The organism is Paraburkholderia sp. J76 (genome assembly GCF_905220295.1).
Lineage (GTDB): Bacteria > Pseudomonadota > Gammaproteobacteria > Burkholderiales > Burkholderiaceae > Paraburkholderia.
In genome coordinates, this window is the sequence record NZ_CAJMZJ010000018.1 from 1 (window position 1) to 17,548 (window position 17,548).

General features: G+C 61.1%; 12 protein-coding genes and 4 tRNA genes. All 16 read left to right on the top strand.

Annotated elements, in window-relative coordinates; all coding sequences use genetic code 11:
- Positions 1 to 166 precede the first annotated feature (166 nt).
- A tRNA-Tyr gene (locus U5768_RS27530) sits at positions 167 to 252 on the top strand.
- 65 nt (positions 253 to 317) lie between these two features.
- A tRNA-Gly gene (locus tag U5768_RS27535) sits at positions 318 to 391 on the top strand.
- Between the two features lie 32 nt (positions 392 to 423).
- A tRNA-Thr gene (locus U5768_RS27540) sits at positions 424 to 498 on the top strand.
- Between the two features lie 109 nt (positions 499 to 607).
- Positions 608 to 1,798, top strand: coding sequence for an elongation factor Tu (tuf, locus tag U5768_RS27545; RefSeq protein WP_322033527.1), 1,191 nt, complete (start codon positions 608 to 610; stop codon positions 1,796 to 1,798).
- Positions 1,799 to 1,868: 70 nt separating this feature from the next.
- Positions 1,869 to 1,944: transfer RNA gene (locus tag U5768_RS27550), tRNA-Trp, on the top strand.
- A gap of 37 nt (positions 1,945 to 1,981) precedes the next feature.
- Positions 1,982 to 2,362: a preprotein translocase subunit SecE gene (secE, locus tag U5768_RS27555; protein WP_028208940.1), complete on the top strand. Its 381-nt coding sequence runs from the start codon at positions 1,982 to 1,984 to the stop codon at positions 2,360 to 2,362.
- 1 nt (position 2,363) lies between these two features.
- Positions 2,364 to 2,921, top strand: coding sequence for a transcription termination/antitermination protein NusG (gene nusG, locus U5768_RS27560; protein WP_028208939.1), 558 nt, complete (start codon positions 2,364 to 2,366; stop codon positions 2,919 to 2,921).
- 191 nt (positions 2,922 to 3,112) lie between these two features.
- Positions 3,113 to 3,544 (top strand): 50S ribosomal protein L11, encoded by a 432-nt coding sequence (rplK, locus tag U5768_RS27565; RefSeq protein WP_158951585.1) that lies wholly within the window; start codon positions 3,113 to 3,115, stop codon positions 3,542 to 3,544.
- On the top strand, positions 3,545 to 4,240 hold the full coding sequence (gene rplA / locus U5768_RS27570; protein ID WP_322033528.1) for a 50S ribosomal protein L1: 696 nt from the start codon (positions 3,545 to 3,547) through the stop codon (positions 4,238 to 4,240).
- Positions 4,241 to 4,562: 322 nt separating this feature from the next.
- Positions 4,563 to 5,060, top strand: a complete 498-nt coding sequence (rplJ, locus tag U5768_RS27575) for a 50S ribosomal protein L10 (RefSeq protein WP_028222172.1) — start codon at positions 4,563 to 4,565, stop codon at positions 5,058 to 5,060.
- 63 nt (positions 5,061 to 5,123) lie between these two features.
- Positions 5,124 to 5,498, top strand: a complete 375-nt coding sequence (gene rplL, locus U5768_RS27580) for a 50S ribosomal protein L7/L12 (protein ID WP_027821097.1) — start codon at positions 5,124 to 5,126, stop codon at positions 5,496 to 5,498.
- A 364-nt stretch (positions 5,499 to 5,862) separates the two neighbouring features.
- The gene (gene rpoB, locus U5768_RS27585) at positions 5,863 to 9,969 is read left to right on the top strand and encodes a DNA-directed RNA polymerase subunit beta (protein ID WP_322033529.1); all 4,107 of its coding nucleotides are present in this window, start codon (positions 5,863 to 5,865) and stop codon (positions 9,967 to 9,969) included.
- A 21-nt stretch (positions 9,970 to 9,990) separates the two neighbouring features.
- Complete coding sequence (rpoC, locus tag U5768_RS27590; RefSeq protein ID WP_322033530.1) at positions 9,991 to 14,241, top strand: DNA-directed RNA polymerase subunit beta'; 4,251 nt, start codon at positions 9,991 to 9,993, stop codon at positions 14,239 to 14,241.
- Positions 14,242 to 14,422: 181 nt separating this feature from the next.
- On the top strand, positions 14,423 to 14,809 hold the full coding sequence (locus U5768_RS27595; protein WP_322033531.1) for a hypothetical protein: 387 nt from the start codon (positions 14,423 to 14,425) through the stop codon (positions 14,807 to 14,809).
- Between the two features lie 130 nt (positions 14,810 to 14,939).
- Positions 14,940 to 16,787, top strand: a complete 1,848-nt coding sequence (recQ, locus tag U5768_RS27600; protein ID WP_322033532.1) for a DNA helicase RecQ — start codon at positions 14,940 to 14,942, stop codon at positions 16,785 to 16,787.
- A 266-nt stretch (positions 16,788 to 17,053) separates the two neighbouring features.
- The gene (gene rpsL / locus U5768_RS27605; RefSeq protein ID WP_322033533.1) at positions 17,054 to 17,434 is read left to right on the top strand and encodes a 30S ribosomal protein S12; all 381 of its coding nucleotides are present in this window, start codon (positions 17,054 to 17,056) and stop codon (positions 17,432 to 17,434) included.
- Positions 17,435 to 17,548 lie beyond the last annotated feature (114 nt).

Consider the following 17,548-nt stretch of genomic DNA (forward strand, 5'->3'; position numbering starts at 1 on the left):
GTGAAAGTAGGTAATCGTCAGGCTCCTCTACAAGCGAGACCCCGGCCCTAAAAAGCCGGGGTTTTTGCTTTTCCGCTCTCCCTATAAGTGAGAGCGTTGTGGGTTCTGCTCCGAACAAAGTGCTTGACACGATTCGGATGTTCCCCCATAATCATCAGTTCTCTGCGGAGGGGTGCCCGAGTGGCTAAAGGGGGCAGACTGTAAATCTGTTGGCTTACGCCTACGTTGGTTCGAATCCAACCTCCTCCACCAGAATTCAGCTGTAGTAAGTGTCGGGCCGGCAGCGGTTGCAACAGCAGCAATAGCCGGCGAACCTCGCGGGTGTAGCTCAATGGTAGAGCAGAAGCCTTCCAAGCTTACGACGAGGGTTCGATTCCCTTCACCCGCTCCAGCGAAGCGATAGCGCGGTTCAGAGCAGTTTTCGCCCATGTGGCTCAGTGGTAGAGCACTCCCTTGGTAAGGGAGAGGTCGGCAGTTCGATCCTGCCCATGGGCACCAGCCGGTATCTAGCGGGCCTCGAAGGCCTCGCATCGAGCAGGCAGCAGCAAGCCAGTGATTGTTTGCGCGCCCCGCGCAACGTACGGAAAAATCCTCTTAGGAGTCGAAAATGGCCAAGGGTAAGTTTGAGCGGACCAAGCCGCACGTGAACGTGGGCACGATCGGTCACGTTGACCACGGCAAGACCACGCTGACGGCAGCGATCACGACGGTTCTGACCGCGAAGTTCGGCGGCGAAGCGAAGGCGTACGACCAGATCGACGCAGCGCCGGAAGAAAAGGCACGTGGTATTACCATCAACACCGCGCACGTCGAGTACGAAACGGCTAACCGCCACTACGCACACGTCGACTGCCCGGGCCACGCTGACTATGTGAAGAACATGATCACGGGCGCCGCGCAGATGGACGGCGCGATCCTGGTGTGCTCGGCCGCTGACGGCCCGATGCCGCAAACGCGTGAGCACATCCTGCTGGCCCGTCAGGTTGGCGTGCCTTACATCATCGTGTTCCTGAACAAGTGCGACATGGTGGACGACGCCGAGCTGCTCGAACTCGTCGAAATGGAAGTGCGCGAACTCCTGTCGAAGTACGACTTCCCGGGCGACGACACGCCGATCATCAAGGGTTCGGCCAAGCTGGCGCTGGAAGGCGACAAGGGCGAGCTGGGCGAAGTGGCGATCATGAACCTGGCCGATGCGCTGGATTCGTACATCCCGACGCCCGAGCGTGCCGTTGACGGCGCGTTCCTGATGCCGGTGGAAGACGTGTTCTCGATCTCGGGTCGCGGCACGGTGGTGACGGGTCGCGTGGAGCGCGGCATCGTCAAGGTCGGCGAGGAAATCGAGATCGTCGGTATCAAGCCGACGGTGAAGACGACCTGCACGGGCGTGGAAATGTTCCGCAAGCTGCTCGACCAGGGTCAGGCAGGCGACAACGTCGGTATCCTGCTGCGCGGCACGAAGCGTGAAGACGTGGAGCGCGGCCAGGTGCTGGCCAAGCCGGGTTCGATCACGCCGCACACGCACTTCACGGCTGAAGTGTACGTGCTGAGCAAGGATGAAGGCGGCCGTCACACGCCGTTCTTCAACAACTACCGTCCGCAGTTCTACTTCCGTACGACGGACGTGACGGGCTCGATCGAGCTGCCGAAGGACAAGGAAATGGTGATGCCGGGCGACAACGTGTCGATCACGGTGAAGCTGATCGCTCCGATCGCCATGGAAGAAGGTCTGCGCTTCGCTATCCGCGAAGGTGGCCGTACCGTCGGCGCCGGCGTCGTTGCGAAGATCATCGAGTAAGTTTTTGCCAGTCTCGTTGATCGACTAAGTGGTTTCGGGGTTGGCGATGCCGCCAACCCCAAAATGGTTTAGGGGTATAGCTCAACTGGCAGAGCGTCGGTCTCCAAAACCGAAGGTTGGGGGTTCGATTCCCTCTGCCCCTGCCAACTTCTCGCGCTCAGGCGCGTTGTTCTTTAAGGTGTTATGGCGAATCCTTCCGTCGAAACTGTTAATACTTCCAGTGACAAGCTAATGCTTGCGGCGGGCGTATTGTTGGTTGTGGCCGGGTTCGTAGGGTTCTACTGGCTCGGTAGCCAGGAGTGGTATGTCCGCGGTGCGGCGCTCGCAGTGGGCGTGATCGCGGGGGTGGTAGTCGGTCTTCTCTCGGCGCCCGGCAAGAGCTTCATCGCGTTTGCCAAAGACTCGTACAAGGAAGTTCGCAAGGTCGTCTGGCCGACTCGTAAAGAGGCCACGCAAACGACGCTGGTGGTCTTCGGTTTTGTGCTGGCAATGGCCATCATTCTGTGGGTTTGCGACAAATCCATCGAGTGGGTGATTTTCTCGGCGATTCTGGGTTGGAAATGATATGAGCGATACACCGGCATCCCCGAGCGGAAAACGTTGGTATGTGGTGCACGCCTACTCCGGCATGGAGAAGAGCGTGCAACGTGCGCTTCAGGAGCGCATCGAACGTGCTGGCATGCAGGACAAATTTGGCCAGATCCTCGTCCCGACAGAAGAAGTGGTCGAGGTTAAGGGCGGTCATAAATCAGTGACCGAACGTCGTTTCTTCCCGGGCTACGTCCTGGTTGAAATGGAAATGACGGACGAAACGTGGCACCTCGTGAAGAACACGGCGAAGGTGACGGGTTTCGTCGGCGGGGCGCGTAATCGCCCGAGCCCGATTTCGCCGCGCGAAGTCGAAAAGATCATGTCGCAGATGCAGGAGGGCGTTGAGAAGCCGCGCCCCAAGACCCTGTTCGAAGTCGGCGAGATGGTCCGCGTGAAGGAAGGTCCGTTCACGGACTTCAACGGCAGCGTCGAAGAAGTCAACTACGAAAAGTCGCGCGTCCGGGTCTCCGTCACCATTTTCGGTCGCGCCACACCGGTCGAACTCGAATTTGGCCAGGTCGAAAAGCTGTAAATCGAATACTACGGATCGTGCCTCTGGTGCGGTCCGTTTTTCCGCGCTTACGGTCCGCGTAATGGCCGTAGAGGAGCGCAAGTAACTGGATCGGCTGTCGGTGCCACCAAAAAGGTTGGCACAGCGAAGATTGAGGCGAAAGCGCGCTACCACTCACCCGAACGCTCACGCGTTCCAAAGAGGTTTTCAACATGGCAAAGAAAATCATCGGCTTTATCAAGCTGCAGATTCCTGCAGGTAAAGCCAATCCGTCGCCGCCGGTCGGTCCGGCACTGGGCCAGCGCGGCCTGAACATCATGGAGTTCTGCAAGGCGTTCAACGCGCAGACTCAAGGCATGGAACCGGGTCTGCCGACGCCGGTCGTGATCACGGCGTTCGCGGACAAGAGCTTCACGTTCATCCTGAAGACGCCGCCGGCCACGATTCTGATCAAGAAGGCAGCGAAGGTCGACAAGGGTTCGGCCAAGCCGCACACCGACAAGGTCGCTACGATCACCCGCGCGCAAGCCGAGGAAATCGCCAAGACCAAGATGCCGGACCTCACGGCAGCCGATATGGACGCAGCGGTCCGCACGATCGCTGGTAGCGCCCGCTCGATGGGCATCATCGTGGAGGGTGTGTAAATGGCTAAGGTTTCGAAGCGTCAAAAGGCACTCGCTGCCAAGATCGACCGCCAGAAGCAGTACCCGATCGGCGACGCGCTGTCGCTCGTGAAGGAATGCGCCACGGCAAAGTTCGACGAGTCGGTCGACGTTGCAGTGCAGCTCGGTATCGATGCGAAGAAGTCGGACCAGGTCGTTCGCGGTTCGGTCGTTCTGCCCGCTGGTACCGGCAAGTCGGTTCGCGTCGCAGTGTTCGCGCAAGGTGAAAAGGCTGAACAAGCCAAGGCAGCAGGCGCTGAGATCGTCGGTATGGAAGACCTCGCCGAGCAGATCAAGGGCGGCAACCTGAACTTCGACATCGTGATCGCTTCGCCGGACACGATGCGCGTTGTCGGTACGCTCGGTCAGATCCTCGGCCCGCGCGGCCTCATGCCGAACCCGAAGGTCGGCACCGTGACGCCGGACGTGGCGACTGCGGTCAAGAACGCGAAGGCTGGTCAGGTGCAATTCCGTGTCGACAAGGCCGGTATCATCCACGCGACCATCGGCCGTGCATCGTTCGAGCCGACCGCGCTGCGCAGCAACCTGGACGCGCTTCTCGATGCGCTGACCAAGGCCAAGCCGGCGACGAGCAAGGGCGTGTACCTGCGCAAGATCGCTGTGTCGAGCACGATGGGCGTTGGCGTTCGCGTCGACCAGTCGTCGCTTGCAGCGTAATAGTTTTGTCGCGTTGAGGTCCGAAGCGCAGTTCGCCCGGATCGCAACGCGAATTTAAAGGGCTTTGGGCGGTTGTGCAGCGGCAGCAAGCGCGGTGCAACCGGTTGTCAAAGACCGTTGGCGGAAGTGCAGCAGTTGGGCGCCTCCTTAATGCAAAGCCAACGCAGATGGCGAACCCGAAAAGGTTTTGAAGTGCTGATGTGAGCGGATGCGGGCGGTAACGCCCGACAATGCAAGCTGATTTACTCCGGACTGGTCGGTCGCCGTTGTTGAACGCGGCACATGTAGCGAAAGCAAAGTGTGTCGAATCTGGAGGTTAACCGTGCCACTGAACAAAGAAGGTAAGCAGGCCGTCGTGGCTGAAGTCTCCGCGCAAGTCGCGAAGGCTCAGACCGTCGTGTTGGCCGAGTATCGTGGAATCGCGGTTGGCGATCTGACCAAGCTGCGCGCGAAAGCGCGTGAGCAGCAGGTGTACCTCCGCGTGTTGAAGAACACGCTGGCGCGTCGCGCCGTCGAAGGTACCCCGTTTGCTCCGCTGGCAGAGCAGATGACTGGCCCCCTGATCTACGGCATCTCGGAAGATGCAATTGCTGCCGCGAAGGTCGTCAATGACTTCGCGAAGGGCAATGACAAGTTGGTCATCAAGGCCGGTTCCTACGAAGGCAAGGTGATGGACAAGGCAGGCGTGCAAGCGCTGGCCAGCATCCCGAGCCGCGAAGAACTGCTCTCGAAGCTGCTGTTCGTTATGCAGGCTCCGGTTTCCGGTATGGCGCGCGCTCTGGCCGCGCTGGCGGAAAAGAAGCAAGCCGAAGCTGCGTAATAACGACTGGCAAGCGAGAAAGATCGCTAGCTGTTTCCGAATTCAAATCTGGAGTAATTTCAAATGGCAATCGCAAAAGAAGACATCCTCGAAGCCGTTGGCTCGATGTCGGTTCTCGAACTGAACGAACTGGTCAAGGCATTCGAAGAGAAGTTTGGCGTGTCGGCAGCTGCTGTGGCAGTCGCTGGCCCGGCAGGCGGCGGCGCTGCTGCTGCTGCTGAAGAGCAAACCGAGTTCACGGTCAACCTGCTCGAAGCAGGCGCGAACAAGGTGTCGGTCATTAAGGCCGTTCGTGAACTGACGGGTCTCGGCCTGAAGGAAGCGAAGGACCTGGTCGACGGCGCACCGAAGCCCGTGAAGGAAGCGGTGCCCAAGGCTGCTGCTGAAGAAGCGAAGAAGAAGCTGGAAGAAGCCGGCGCGAAGGCTGAAATCAAGTAAGTTTCAGCGCGCTGTGCGAAGGCTGGCGGTTTTTACACCGCCGGCCTTTTTGTGCTTTGTGGATTCTGCGTTTTTGTGCTCGATTTTCAGGAGTCGGAAGCAGGGATGTGGAACCCAGATGCCAAAGAAAATCGTCTTTTGCCGCGTGAACTCACCGTGGTGGACGGCGTTTCTCTTTGTCTTCTGAAGCGACTGCAGAAGGCAAGTTTGGTCGGGCAGCGGGCAAGTTATGACAAGCCGAAATCCGTTGCCGTCAGCCAGCGGTTGGTAGAGGCCAACCACCAAGCTTCCAGGGCTCGCGAAGCCATCGGGTCTCAGTCGGTGAACACTCGGGTCGTCCTACCCGCCGTGATTCGGAGATCGTATGCACTATTCCTTCACCGAGAAGAAGCGTATTCGCAAGAGTTTCGCGAAACGCCCCATCGTTCACCAGGTTCCTTTCCTGCTGGCCACCCAGCTTGAATCATTCAGCACTTTCCTGCAAGCAGAAACGGCGACCGCACAACGCAAACCGGAAGGTTTGCAGGCAGCGTTTTCGTCTGTTTTTCCTATTGTTTCCCATAACGGCTTTGCTCGTCTAGAGTTCGTCAGCTACATGCTGTCGTCGCCGGCATTCAACATCAAGGAATGCCAGCAACGCGGTTTGACGTACTGCTCGGCGCTGCGCGCCAAGGTCCGTCTCGTCCTGCTCGACAAGGAATCGCCGAGCAAGCCGGTCGTGAAGGAAGTGAAAGAGCAGGAAGTGTACATGGGCGAAATTCCGCTCATGACGCCGACCGGTTCGTTCGTTATCAACGGCACCGAGCGTGTCATCGTCTCGCAGCTGCATCGCTCGCCTGGCGTGTTCTTCGAACACGACAAGGGCAAGACGCACAGCTCGGGCAAGCTGCTGTTCTCGGCACGTATCATTCCTTACCGCGGTTCGTGGCTCGACTTCGAGTTCGACCCGAAGGACGTGCTGTACTTCCGTGTGGACCGTCGCCGCAAGATGCCGGTCACGATCCTGCTGAAGGCCATCGGCCTCACGCCGGAACAGATCCTCGCGAACTTCTTCGTGTTCGACAACTTCACGCTGATGCCGGAAGGCGCGCAGATGGAGTTCGTGCCGGAGCGTCTGCGTGGTGAAGTCGCGCGCTTCGACATCAGCGATCGCGAAGGCAAGGTCATCGTCCAGAAGGACAAGCGGATCAACGCGAAGCACATTCGCGACCTCGAAACCGCGAAGACGACGTACATTTCCGTCCCCGAAGATTATCTGCTCGGCCGCGTTCTCGCGAAGAACGTCGTCGACGGCGACACGGGCGAAGTGATCGCGAACGCGAACGACGAGATCACGGAAACCGTGCTCGAGAAGCTGCGCGAAGCGAAGATCAAGGACATCCAGACGCTCTACACGAACGATCTGGACCAGGGTCCGTACATCTCGTCGACGCTGCGTATCGACGAGACCGCCGACAAGATGGCCGCGCGCATCGCGATCTACCGCATGATGCGTCCGGGCGAGCCGCCGACCGAAGAAGCGGTCGAGGCGCTGTTCAATCGCCTGTTCTACAGCGAAGAAGCGTACGACCTCTCGAAGGTGGGTCGTATGAAGTTCAACCGCCGCGTGGGCCGTGACGAAATCGTCGGCCCGATGACGCTGCAGGACGACGACATCCTCGCGACCATCAAGATCCTGGTCGAGCTGCGCAACGGCAAGGGCGAAGTGGACGACATCGACCACTTGGGCAATCGTCGCGTGCGCTGCGTGGGCGAACTCGCGGAAAATCAATTCCGCGCCGGTCTCGTTCGCGTCGAACGTGCCGTGAAGGAACGCCTCGGCCAGGCCGAAAGCGAAAACCTGATGCCGCACGACCTGATCAACTCGAAGCCGATTTCGTCGGCGATTCGCGAGTTCTTCGGTTCGTCGCAGTTGTCGCAGTTCATGGACCAGACCAACCCGCTGTCGGAAATCACCCACAAGCGCCGCGTGTCGGCACTTGGCCCGGGCGGTCTGACGCGCGAGCGCGCTGGCTTTGAAGTTCGCGACGTGCACCCGACGCACTATGGCCGCGTGTGCCCGATCGAAACGCCGGAAGGTCCGAACATCGGCCTGATCAACTCGCTCGCGCTGTACGCGCACCTGAACGAATACGGCTTCCTCGAAACGCCGTATCGCAAGGTCGTGGACAGCAAGGTGACCGATCAGATCGATTACCTCTCGGCGATCGAAGAAGGCCGTTACGTGATCGCTCAGGCGAACGCGGCCGTGGCCGAAGACGGCACGCTGACCGACGAACTCGTGTCGTCGCGTGAAGCGGGCGAAACGCTGATGGTCACGCCGGACCGCATCCAGTACATGGACGTGGCGCCGTCGCAGATCGTCTCGGTTGCAGCCTCGCTGATTCCGTTCCTCGAGCACGACGACGCGAACCGCGCGTTGATGGGTTCGAACATGCAGCGTCAGGCCGTGCCTTGCCTGCGTCCGGAAAAGCCGGTCGTCGGTACGGGTATCGAGCGCACGGTTGCGGTCGACTCGGGTACGACGGTTCAGGCGCTGCGCGGCGGCGTGGTCGACTATGTCGACGCGGGCCGTATCGTGATTCGCGTGAACGACGATGAAGCTGTCGCCGGTGAAGTCGGCGTGGACATCTACAACCTCATCAAGTACACGCGTTCGAACCAGAACACGAACATCAACCAGCGTCCGATCGTGAAGATGGGCGACAAGGTTGCGCGCGGCGACGTGCTGGCTGACGGCGCATCGACCGATCTGGGCGAGCTCGCGCTCGGCCAGAACATGCTGATCGCGTTCATGCCGTGGAACGGCTACAACTTCGAAGACTCGATCCTGATCTCGGAGAAGGTGGTTGCCGACGACCGTTACACGTCGATCCACATCGAAGAACTGAATGTCGTTGCACGCGACACGAAGCTCGGACCGGAAGAAATCACGCGCGACATTTCGAACCTCGCGGAAGTGCAGCTTGGCCGTCTCGACGAGTCGGGCATCGTGTACATCGGCGCGGAAGTCGAAGCGGGCGACGTGCTCGTGGGCAAGGTCACGCCGAAGGGCGAAACCCAGCTCACGCCGGAAGAAAAGCTGCTGCGCGCGATCTTCGGCGAGAAGGCTTCGGACGTGAAGGACACGTCGCTGCGCGTGCCCTCGGGCATGAGCGGCACGGTCATCGACGTGCAGGTGTTCACGCGCGAAGGCATCCAGCGCGACAAGCGCGCACAACAGATCATCGACGATGAACTGAAGCGCTATCGCCTCGACCTGAACGACCAGCTTCGTATCGTGGAAGGCGACGCGTTCCAGCGTCTCGCACGCATGCTCGAAGGCAAGGTCGCGAACGGCGGTCCGAAGAAGCTCGCGAAGGGCACGAAGATCGAGCGCGCGTACCTCGAAGATCTGGATCACTACCACTGGTTCGACATCCGCCTCGCGGACGAGGAAGCAGCGGCGCAGCTCGAAGCGATCAAGAACTCGATCGAAGAGAAGCGTCACCAGTTCGATCTGGCCTTCGAAGAAAAGCGCAAGAAGCTCACGCAAGGCGACGAACTGCCGCCGGGCGTCCTGAAGATGGTCAAGGTGTACCTCGCGGTGAAGCGCCGTCTGCAGCCTGGCGACAAGATGGCAGGCCGTCACGGTAACAAGGGTGTGGTGTCGAAGATCGTTCCGATCGAAGACATGCCGTACATGGCCGACGGCCGTCCGGCAGACGTCGTGCTGAACCCGCTCGGCGTGCCGTCACGGATGAACGTGGGTCAGGTTCTCGAAGTGCACCTCGGCTGGGCCGCGAAGGGTCTGGGCTGGCGCATCGGCGAAATGCTGCAGCGTCAGACGAAGGTTGCGGAGATGCGTGAGTTCCTCACGAAGATCTACAACGAATCGGGCCACAAGGAAGACCTCGACAGCTTCAGCGATGACGAGATCCTCGAACTGGCGAAGAACCTGCGCGAAGGCGTGCCGTTCGCAACGCCGGTGTTCGACGGTGCGACCGAAGAGGAAATGTCGAAGATGCTCGACCTGGCGTTCCCGGACGAGATCGCGACGAACCTCGGCATGACGCCGTCGAAGAACCAGGTGCGTCTGTACGACGGCCGCACGGGCGAGATGTTCGAGCGTACGGTCACCGTGGGCTACATGCACTACCTGAAGCTGCACCACCTTGTCGACGACAAGATGCACGCGCGTTCGACGGGTCCGTACTCGCTCGTCACGCAGCAGCCGCTGGGTGGTAAGGCGCAATTCGGTGGTCAGCGCTTCGGTGAAATGGAAGTGTGGGCGCTCGAAGCGTATGGCGCTTCGTATGTGCTGCAGGAAATGTTGACGGTGAAGTCCGATGACGTGACGGGCCGGACGAAGGTGTACGAGAACCTCGTCAAGGGCGACCACGTGATCGACGCGGGCATGCCGGAATCCTTCAATGTGCTGGTGAAGGAAATCCGCTCGCTCGGCATCGACATCGACCTCGACCGCAACTAATCGGACTACGGAGAGAAGGCAATGAAAGCTCTGCTCGATCTATTCAAGCAAGTCCAACAAGAAGAAGTTTTCGACGCGATCAAGATCGGTCTGGCCTCGCCGGACAAGATCCGTTCGTGGTCGTTCGGCGAAGTGAAGAAGCCGGAGACCATCAACTACCGCACGTTCAAGCCGGAGCGGGATGGTCTGTTCTGCGCGAAGATTTTTGGTCCGATCAAGGACTACGAATGCCTTTGCGGCAAGTACAAGCGCCTGAAGCACCGTGGCGTGATCTGCGAGAAGTGCGGCGTGGAAGTCACGCTCGCCAAGGTGCGTCGCGAACGCATGGGCCACATCGAGCTGGCCTCGCCGGTCGCGCACATCTGGTTCCTGAAGTCGCTGCCGTCGCGTCTGGGCATGGTGCTCGACATGACGCTGCGCGACATCGAGCGCGTGCTGTACTTCGAAGCGTACGTGGTGATCGAACCGGGCATGACGCCGCTGAAGGCGCGGCAGATCATGACCGAAGAGGATTACTACAACAAGGTCGAAGAGTACGGTGACGAATTCCGCGCCGAGATGGGCGCGGAAGGCGTGCGCGAGTTGCTGCGTGCGATCAACATCGACGAACAGGTCGAAACGCTGCGCACCGAACTCAAGAACACGGGCTCGGAAGCGAAGATCAAGAAGTACGCGAAGCGCCTGAAGGTGCTCGAGGCCTTCCAGCGTTCGGGCATCAAGCCCGAATGGATGGTGCTCGAAGTGCTGCCGGTGCTGCCGCCGGAACTGCGTCCGCTCGTGCCGCTGGACGGCGGCCGTTTCGCGACTTCGGACCTGAACGACCTGTATCGCCGCGTCATCAACCGTAACAACCGTCTGAAGCGACTGCTCGAGCTGAAGGCGCCGGAGATCATCGTCCGCAACGAAAAGCGGATGCTCCAGGAAGCGGTTGACTCGCTGCTCGACAACGGCCGTCGCGGCAAGGCGATGACGGGCGCGAACAAGCGTCCGCTGAAGTCGCTCGCCGACATGATCAAGGGTAAGGGCGGCCGCTTCCGTCAGAACCTGCTGGGCAAGCGCGTGGACTACTCGGGCCGTTCGGTCATCGTGGTGGGTCCGACGCTCAAGCTGCACCAGTGCGGTCTGCCGAAGCTGATGGCGCTCGAACTCTTCAAGCCGTTCATCTTCAACAAGCTGGAAACGATGGGCGTTGCCACGACCATCAAGGCCGCGAAGAAGGAAGTCGAGAACCAGACGCCGGTGGTGTGGGACATTCTCGAAGAAGTCATTCGCGAACATCCGGTCATGCTGAACCGCGCGCCTACTCTTCACCGCCTCGGCATTCAGGCTTTCGAGCCGGTGCTGATCGAAGGTAAGGCGATCCAGTTGCACCCGCTCGTTTGCGCGGCGTTCAACGCCGACTTCGACGGCGACCAGATGGCCGTTCACGTTCCGCTGTCGCTCGAAGCGCAGATGGAAGCGCGCACGCTCATGCTCGCGTCGAACAACGTCCTGTTCCCGGCCAACGGCGATCCGTCGATCGTGCCGTCGCAGGATATCGTGCTGGGCCTGTACTACGCCACGCGTGAAGCGATCAACGGCAAGGGCGAAGGCATGACGTTCACGGGCGTGTCGGAAGCGATCCGCGCGTACGAGAACAAGGAAGTCGAGCTGGCCTCGCGTGTCAATGTGCGTATTACCGAAATGGTCCATAACGAGGACCAGTCGGAAGGCGCACCGGCATTCGTGCCGAAGGTCTCGCTGTACGCGACCACGGTCGGCCGCGCGATCCTGTCGGAAATTCTGCCGCCGGGTCTGCCGTTCTCGGTGCTGAACAAGCCGCTGAAGAAGAAGGAAATCTCGCGTCTGATCAACACCGCGTTCCGCAAGTGCGGTCTGCGCGAAACGGTGATCTTCGCCGACCAGTTGATGCAGTCGGGCTTCCGCCTCGCCACGCGCGCCGGTATTTCGATCTGCGTGGACGACATGCTCGTGCCGCCGCAGAAGGAAACCATCGTCGGCGACGCCGCGAAGAAGGTGAAGGAGTACGACCGTCAGTACATGTCGGGTCTCGTCACCGCGCAAGAGCGCTACAACAACGTGGTCGACATCTGGTCGGCAACGTCGGAAGCGGTCGGCAAGGCGATGATGGAGCAGCTCGCGACGGAACCGGTCGTCGACCGCGACGGCAAGGAAACGCGTCAGGAATCGTTCAACTCGATCTACATGATGGCCGACTCGGGCGCGCGGGGTTCCGCGGTCCAGATCCGTCAGTTGGCGGGTATGCGCGGCCTGATGGCGAAGCCGGACGGCTCGATTATCGAAACGCCGATTACCGCGAACTTCCGCGAAGGTCTGAACGTGTTGCAGTACTTCATCTCGACCCACGGTGCACGTAAGGGTCTGGCTGATACGGCACTGAAGACCGCGAACTCGGGTTACCTGACGCGTCGTCTCGTCGACGTCACGCAGGATCTCGTGGTCGTCGAGGACGATTGCGGCACGTCGAACGGCGTGGCGATGAAGGCCCTCGTGGAAGGCGGTGAAGTCGTCGAAGCACTGCGCGACCGTATTCTCGGCCGCGTTGCGGTGGCGGACGTCGTCAATCCGGAAACGCAGGAAACGATCTACGCTTCGGGCGACCTGCTCGACGAAGACGCGGTCGAAACGATCGAAAGCCTCGGCATCGACGAAGTGCGCGTGCGCACGCCGCTCACCTGCGAAACGCGTTACGGCCTGTGCGCCTCGTGCTACGGCCGCGACCTGGGTCGTGGCTCGCGCGTGAACGTCGGCGAAGCGGTCGGCGTGATCGCGGCACAGTCGATCGGCGAACCGGGCACGCAGCTCACGATGCGTACGTTCCACATCGGTGGTGCGGCATCGCGTGCGGCAGTGGCCTCGTCGGTGGAAGCCAAGTCGAACGGTACGGTCCGCTTCACGGCGACGATGCGTTACGTCACGAACGCGAAGGGCGAGCAGGTCGTCATCTCGCGATCGGGCGAAGCCATCATTGCCGACGATCACGGCCGCGAGCGCGAGCGTCACAAGGTGCCCTACGGCGCGACGCTGCTGCAGCTCGACGGCGCAGCGATCAAGGCCGGCACGCAGCTCGCAACGTGGGATCCGCTCACGCGCCCGATCATCACCGAGTACGGCGGTACGGTGAAGTTCGAGAACGTCGAGGAAGGCGTGACCGTGGCCAAGCAGATCGACGACGTCACGGGTCTGTCGACCCTCGTCGTGATCGACGTGAAGCGCCGCGGTTCGCAGGCTGCGAAGAGCGTGCGTCCGCAGGTCAAGCTGCTCGACGCGAACGGCGACGAAGTGAAGATCCCGGGCACGGAGCACTCGGTGCAGATCGGCTTCCAGGTCGGCGCACTGATCACCGTGAAGGACGGTCAGCAAGTGCAGGTGGGTGAAGTGCTCGCACGTATCCCGACCGAAGCGCAGAAGACGCGTGACATTACCGGTGGTCTGCCGCGTGTGGCGGAACTGTTCGAAGCGCGTTCGCCGAAGGATGCAGGTATCCTGGCGGAAGTCACGGGTACGACGTCGTTCGGTAAGGACACGAAGGGCAAGCAGCGTCTCGTTATCACGGACCTCGAAGGCAATCAGCACGAGTTCCTGATCGCGAAGGAAAAGCAGGTGCTGGTCCACGACGGTCAGGTCGTCAACAAGGGCGAAATGATCGTGGACGGCCCGGCCGATCCGCACGACATCCTGCGTCTGCAGGGTATCGAAGCGCTGTCGCGCTACATCGTCGACGAAGTGCAGGACGTGTACCGTCTGCAGGGCGTGAAGATCAACGACAAGCACATCGAAGTGATCGTGCGTCAGATGCTGCGTCGTGTGCAGATCACCGACAACGGCGATACGCGCTTCATTCCGGGCGAGCAGGTCGAGCGTTCGGACATGCTGGACGAGAACGACAAGATGAACGCCGAGGACAAGCGCCCGGCAACGTACGAGAACGTGCTGCTCGGTATCACGAAGGCATCGCTCTCGACCGATTCGTTCATCTCGGCGGCATCGTTCCAGGAAACGACGCGCGTGCTGACCGAAGCGGCGATCATGGGCAAGCGCGACGATCTGCGTGGCCTGAAGGAAAACGTCATCGTCGGCCGTCTGATTCCGGCTGGTACGGGTCTCGCCTTCCACAAGGCGCGCCGTGCGAAGGAATCGTCGGATCGCGAGCGTTTCGACCAGATCGCAGCGGAAGAAGCGTTCGAGTTCGGTACGCCGGAAACTCCGGCCGTCGAGCAGCCGCAACAGCCGCATACGACGGACGAATAAGCGTGGGGCGGCGCAAGCCGCCTTATGCTCTCGCTCTCGCAAAAGCCGCCTGGTTTCGACCAGGCGGCTTTTTTATTTGTGCTGGCGCTTTTCGCTCGTGCCTGCGGCCTCGTGCCGCAGTGCCGGCCCGCTCGCTGCGCACATCGATGAGGCGTGCTAACGTAGCGCGCCAAGCCCCCCGGTGTGGGTCTTTTCGTACGCCACTGGCGGCATTTATCTGAATCTGGAGGCGGTAATCATGTGGGTGGTCGGGGTCGGTCTCATCCTGAACCTGGTGGCGTGCGTCGCCAGTTTTTCTCAGCTACTGCATCACGTCAGCAATCAGTCCGCGGCGAACTTCTTCGCGACCTTCCTCGTGATGTGGGCGTTCCTGATCATCGGTTTCATCATGCTGCTGGCGGGGCGGCTCAAGGGCGGCGCCGCGCTGCTGACGCTCGGCTCGCTGATGTTCGCCGGCGCCAACGTCGTGCTCTTCGGGGCCAGCGTATTCACGATCGCAGCCGCCGTTGTGGCCGTGGTGACGATCGTCGGTGCGGTTCGCATCGCGCGCCGGCGCGCGGTTGTCTGACGAAGCCGCTGAACCCGCTTTCCCGTTTTCCCCTGGCCGAACGGCCAATCTTCACGGTTGCGGCGGTCGAGGCTCGCCTGGGTTGGTAAAATCCTGCCCACCGCCTTTGCTCCGCACGCACACCGTCTTCATGTCCCGCTCCCTCGAAATCCTCAACGAAGTCTTCGGCTATCCCGCATTTCGAGGGCAGCAAGCCGAAATCGTCGAGCACGTCGCGGCGGGCGGCGATTCGCTGGTGCTCATGCCCACCGGCGGCGGCAAATCGCTTTGCTACCAGATTCCCGCGCTGGTGCGGCACGAAGCCGGGCTAGGCGCCGGCATCGTCGTGTCGCCGCTCATCGCGCTCATGCAGGACCAGGTGGCCGCGCTGACCGAAGTGGGCGTGCGCGCCGCTTATCTCAATTCGACGTTGAGCGGCGCCGAAGCGGCGGCGACCGAGCGGGCGCTGCGCGAGGGCAATCTCGATCTGCTTTACGTCGCGCCTGAACGCCTGATGACGCCGCGCTTTCTCGATCTGCTCGAGCGCACGCGCATCGGCCTCTTTGCGATCGACGAAGCACATTGCGTCTCGCAATGGGGCCACGACTTCCGGCCGGAATACATTCAGCTCTCGGTGCTGCACGAGCGCTTTCCGAACGTGCCGCGCATCGCGCTCACGGCGACGGCCGACGCCATCACGCGCGACGAAATTGCGCACCGGCTGGCGCTCGACGACGCACGCGTGTTCGTCTCAAGCTTCGACCGGCCGAACATACGCTACCGCATCGTCGAGAAGGACAACGCGCGCTCGCAACTGCTCGACTTCATTCGTGCGGAGCACACGCGTACCGACGGCACGACGGATGCCGGCGTCGTGTACTGCCTCTCGCGCCGCAAGGTCGAGGAAACCGCGGAGTGGCTCAAAGGGCAGGGGCTGCATGCGTTGCCGTATCACGCCGGCATGGAATTCGAGGTGCGCCAGAAGCACCAGGAGCAGTTCCAGCGCGAGGAGGGCGTGGTGATGTGCGCCACCATCGCATTCGGCATGGGCATCGACAAGCCGGATGTGCGTTTCGTCGCGCATCTGGACTTGCCCAAGAGCGTGGAAGGGTACTACCAGGAAACCGGCCGCGCGGGGCGCGACGGGCTGGCGGCCAATGCGTGGATGGCCTACGGTCTCGGCGACGTGGTGCAGCAGCGCAAGATGATCGACGAGTCCGAAGCCGATGACCAGCACAAGCGTGTGCAGACGGGCAAGCTCGACGCGCTGCTCGGCCTGTGCGAAGCGGCCACGTGCCGGCGCGTGCGTCTGCTCGCGTACTTCGGCGAAGAAAGCAAGCCGTGCGGCAACTGCGATACGTGCCTCGAGCCGCCCGCCACGTGGGACGCGACGCGCGAGGCGCAAATGGCGCTCTCGTGCGTGTTCCGCGCGCAGCGTGCGAGCGGCTTCAATTTCGGCGCCGGCCACCTGATCGATATCCTGCGCGGCAACCGCAACGATAAGATCCTGCAGCGCGGGCACGAGAAAATCTCCACCTTCGGCATCGGATCCGCGCTTTCGGAACCGGAATGGCGCGCAATCTTCCGGCAACTCGTGGCGTTCGGTTATCTCACCGTCGACCACGACGGTTACGGTTCGCTCGTGCTCACCGAGGCGAGCAAGCCTGTCCTCAAGGGCGAGCAGCATGTCACGATGCGCCGCTACGTGAAGCCCACGCGTACGCGCACGTCGTCCAGCCGTACGAGCGAGCGCGCCGACCCGACCCTTGGCATGAGTCCGCGTCAGCGCTCGCGCTGGGAGCGCCTGCGCCTGTGGCGCACCGAAACCGCGAAGAGCGAGGGCGTGCCGGCCTATGTCATTTTCCATGACGCCACGCTGGCGGAAATCGCGCGCAACGGTCCCGAGTCGGTGGACGAGTTGCGCGATATTCCGGGCATTGGCGCGCGCAAGCTCGAGCGTTTCGGCGAAGAGCTTGTCGAGGTTGTCGGCGACGAATAATGGGCGGCGCTTCCCGCCGGGTGTTTCCGGCGGGCCCGGTTGTCACGGCGCTGTCACTTCCTTTGTCGTCCGAAATGTCGCAAGCCATTGACTTGCTTGGTATTTTCGGAATATCATGCTGGGTTCCGGTTCGTGGGATGTGCGCGCTCGTCAATTGGTTTGACGAAAACTAACGTCAAATAGCCCGTTCCGGGGTTCGATACGTATGCATTTCCGCTTTGCCCGGAAATAAATGCGTCGATTTTGTTCAATTTCAGGAATAAACAATGCCAACCATCAATCAACTGGTTCGCAAAGGCCGCACTTCGGAAGCTACGAAGAGCAAGTCGCCGGCCCTGCAGGACTGCCCGCAGCGTCGCGGCGTGTGCACGCGTGTGTACACGACGACGCCGAAGAAGCCGAACTCGGCACTCCGTAAGGTCGCCAAGGTGCGCCTGACGAACGGCTTCGAAGTCATTTCGTACATCGGTGGTGAAGGCCACAACCTGCAGGAACACTCGGTCGTGCTGATTCGCGGCGGCCGTGTGAAGGACTTGCCGGGTGTGCGTTACCACATGGTTCGCGGCTCGCTGGATACCCAGGGCGTCAAGGATCGTAAGCAGGCTCGTTCGAAGTACGGTGCCAAGCGCGCCAAGGCTGCGAAGTAAGTGCCAGGCGTCGTCTGCGCTCTTGAGCGCCGGCGATAAAAGCGACAGGTGCCGGATTGGCCGGTGCTGTCGAGTAAGTGGTCACCCGACCAGGCTGGTAAGTCGTGAGATGAA

Excerpts from the sequence above, each read along its gene's own strand:
- tuf (WP_322033527.1), top strand. The coding sequence starts at position 608 with ATGGCCAAGGGTAAGTTTGAGCGGACCAAGCCGCACGTGAACGTGGGC.
- secE (WP_028208940.1), top strand. The coding sequence starts at position 1,982 with ATGGCGAATCCTTCCGTCGAAACTGTTAATACTTCCAGTGACAAGCTA.
- nusG (WP_028208939.1), top strand. The coding sequence starts at position 2,364 with ATGAGCGATACACCGGCATCCCCGAGCGGAAAACGTTGGTATGTGGTG.
- rplK (WP_158951585.1), top strand. The coding sequence starts at position 3,113 with ATGGCAAAGAAAATCATCGGCTTTATCAAGCTGCAGATTCCTGCAGGT.
- rplA (WP_322033528.1), top strand. The coding sequence starts at position 3,545 with ATGGCTAAGGTTTCGAAGCGTCAAAAGGCACTCGCTGCCAAGATCGAC.
- rplL (WP_027821097.1), top strand. The coding sequence starts at position 5,124 with ATGGCAATCGCAAAAGAAGACATCCTCGAAGCCGTTGGCTCGATGTCG.
- rpoB (WP_322033529.1), top strand. The coding sequence starts at position 5,863 with ATGCACTATTCCTTCACCGAGAAGAAGCGTATTCGCAAGAGTTTCGCG.
- rpoC (WP_322033530.1), top strand. The coding sequence starts at position 9,991 with ATGAAAGCTCTGCTCGATCTATTCAAGCAAGTCCAACAAGAAGAAGTT.
- recQ (WP_322033532.1), top strand. The coding sequence starts at position 14,940 with ATGTCCCGCTCCCTCGAAATCCTCAACGAAGTCTTCGGCTATCCCGCA.
- rpsL (WP_322033533.1), top strand. The coding sequence starts at position 17,054 with ATGCCAACCATCAATCAACTGGTTCGCAAAGGCCGCACTTCGGAAGCT.